The organism is Stutzerimonas stutzeri, assembly GCF_000935215.1.
Taxonomy (GTDB): domain Bacteria; phylum Pseudomonadota; class Gammaproteobacteria; order Pseudomonadales; family Pseudomonadaceae; genus Stutzerimonas.
In genome coordinates this window covers 1-2759 of sequence record NZ_JXXD01000285.1, presented here as the reverse complement: position 1 = coordinate 2759, position 2759 = coordinate 1, and the positions used below count along the sequence as shown (strand labels likewise).

The 2759-nt window shown below is 53.9% G+C and carries 3 protein-coding genes; 1 reads left to right on the top strand and 2 read right to left on the bottom strand.

The window, feature by feature from the left end:
- Nucleotides 1-49: 49 nt before the first annotated feature.
- A complete protein-coding gene (locus tag LO50_RS21955; protein WP_044316362.1) occupies nt 50-427 on the bottom strand; it encodes a hypothetical protein in 378 nt (125 codons plus the stop codon).
- Nucleotides 428-829: 402 nt separating this feature from the next.
- Here LO50_RS21955 and LO50_RS21950 point away from each other — a divergent pair, with 402 nt between their 5' ends.
- Nucleotides 830-1390 (top strand): recombinase family protein, encoded by a 561-nt coding sequence (locus LO50_RS21950; RefSeq protein WP_023447019.1) that lies wholly within the window; start codon nt 830-832, stop codon nt 1388-1390.
- 348 nt (nt 1391-1738) lie between these two features.
- Here LO50_RS21950 and LO50_RS21945 read toward each other — a convergent pair whose 3' ends face one another.
- Nucleotides 1739-2734: an IS5-like element ISPsp6 family transposase gene (locus LO50_RS21945; RefSeq protein WP_003282265.1), complete on the bottom strand. Its 996-nt coding sequence runs from the start codon at nt 2732-2734 to the stop codon at nt 1739-1741.
- Between the last annotated feature and the right edge of the window lie 25 nt (nt 2735-2759).

Below are 2759 nucleotides of genomic sequence, written 5' to 3'. Positions count from 1 at the left end.
TCGAAAAAGCTATTCCTCACTGCTTGTGGGGAGAGTCCATATACAATTGTTAGCTATCAATATACGCGGCAAGCCGGACTGCCATTTCAAGCGTGGAAACTCTGATTGTGAGTTCGCCGGCGTTATTTTCTGTGGCGTTTGGAAAGCTTTCTAATACCCGGGTTTTCGAGAATTTTTCAGAGTTTAGGCAAGGCTTTCTAAAGTAGAAAAGCAGCCATTTCTGGTTTGGTATAAATGCAAAGTCCCAGTCGGCGCCACGCATAAACCTGAAGTCTTTGATTACACCGTGGCTGCCGGGAAAGAAATCATGGCTTCTGAGCGATGCTGCCCAACCGACTAGGTAGTTGTAGGCTTCTTTGGCTTCGCTGCTTTGGATGAGCTCGTAGTACTCACGGTACAAATTCTGGTTATTTGCTCCGGCCAGCACAGAAACCTCCAATTGAGAGCTAACTATAAGTAGGCAACAGAAGTGGCATAATTTATTACGCCACTTCTGTTGCATAACGTTCCCTTGACCCTGCGTAACCCCTTGACCCAGTTGAACGTCTGAAACGTGACAATGAATCATGGAGCAGAAGCGACAAGACCTGCTCCGAGGCTACGTAATCGTTGGATAGTGTGTCTATGGTCGGGTATGATTAAGTGCTTCAACCTGTGAGCGTCCGCTCCTAGCCGATAGCCGCAACTCAGTGACTGCTTGACGTATACCCTAACCTGACACCCCGAAACGCAGCGAAAATCTGTCTGGATAGGGTTGGTTATCCAATAATTTGGCATCTGTCTGACTGCCTTTAGGATCTCAGCTATACACAATTTGCTGGGAGGTAGCATGCACGGACAACGCATTGGTTACATACGGGTCAGTACGCTCGATCAGAACCCGGATCGTCAACTGGAAGGCGTTCAGGTAAGCAAGGTGTTCATCGACAAAGCTTCCGGCAAAGACACCCAGCGTCCGCAGCTTGAAGCGTTGCTCAGTTACGTTCGTGAGGGCGACACTTTGGTCGTGCATAGCATGGACCGGTTAGCCCGTAACCTCGATGACTTGCGGCGCATGGTGCATCACCTCACCGGGCGGGGAGTGCGCATTGAGTTCGTGAAGGAATCGATGGCGTTTACTGGGGAAGATTCGCCAATGGCTAACCTGCTGCTATCGGTCATGGGGGCTTTCGCGGAATTCGAGCGGGCACTGATTCGTGAGCGGCAGCTAGAGGGTATTTCCCTGGCGAAACTGCGCGGCGTCTATCGAGGGAGGAAAAAAGCGCTGAGCGACAGCAGGATCCAAGAGCTGAGGCACCGCGTTGAAGCCCGTGAGCCAAAAGCTGCTCTGGCACGCGAGTTCGGCATCAGCCGAGCCACCCTCTATGAGTATCTGCGGGCTCCGGCGTAGCGAATACAACCTTATCCCTGGTAGGGAAAAGCTTCCCATCCAGGGGAAGAGCTTCAAACCCCCTCCATCTCAATGCCATTCTCGTCCAGCCAGCTCTTAAGCTGGGCGTAAATGGGTGTGGCGCGTTTTAGGTACAGGCCAACGCATAGAACCGTATAGAAACGTATAGCGGTTTAAATCAATCATTTTCCTGCAGCGTTTAGGGAGACGCTGAACAATTAGCCAATTCTCACCGTCCCCCTTTTTCAACCCGGTTTTTTCAACCTACCGGCCTTATTCTGCGTTTCTTGGGCCGATTTCTACCCTGATTTTGCTGATTAGCGGGCCAGCCCCGCCTTTCGGACGGACTTATCCCGCCGTCCGTTGCAAATACCGCTTGGCCAGTACCAGATTGGCCAACCCAAACAGACTGAACAACTGCGCCGTATTCTTTTCCAGTCCACGGTAGCGAACCTTACGATGATTGAAGCGCACCTTGATCACCTGGAAGGGATGCTCGACCTTGGCACGCAGCTGCGCCTTGGCGTATTCGACTTTGCGCTTGACTCGGTACAGCACGCTGTCTTTGCCGTGATGTTTGTAACTGCTTGGCCGTGCTGCAATCGACCAGACAACGTCCCGTTCAGCATGCTCCGGTCGCTTGGCCGCACCAGTGTATCCAGCGTCACCCGAAACATAGGTTTCGGCGCCGTGCAGCAACTGATCGACCTGGGTGACATCCGCCACGTTGGCGGCAGTCCCTACCACGCTGTGCACGAGTCCCGATGTGGCGTCGACACCAACGTGGGCCTTCATCCCGAAGTGCCATTGATTGCCTTTCTTGGCCTGATGCATCTCAGGATCACGCTTACCTTCTCGGTTCTTGACCGAGGGCGGCGCGGCGATCAGGGTAGCGTCGACGATAGTGCCTTCCTTGAGCAGCAGACCCCGGCTGGCCAGATGCTGGTTAATCGTTTCAAACAGCACCCGCGTTAGCTGATGGGTTTCCAGCAAGCGGCGAAATCGCAACAAGGTAGTGGCATCCGGTGCCGACTCACGGCCCAGGTCGATGCCGATGAAACCACGAATGGCCTGGCTGTCGTAGACGGCATCTTCGGTACCTTCATCGGAGAGACCGAAACACTGCTGCACGACATACATGCGCAGCATGCGCGACAACCCAATCGCAGGGCGTCCACGCTTGCCTGTGGTGTCGCTATAGAACGGCGCCACTTGCGCCTCCACTTGTGCCCAGGGCACCAGCTGTTCAAGGTCAGCCAGGAAGCGATCTCGGCGAGTCTGCTTTTTCTTGCCGGTATATTCGAGTTCGGAGAAGGTCTTCTGCACGCGCGTAACAAAGCTCATGGAGGGGGCTGGTTGAGGGGGCTCA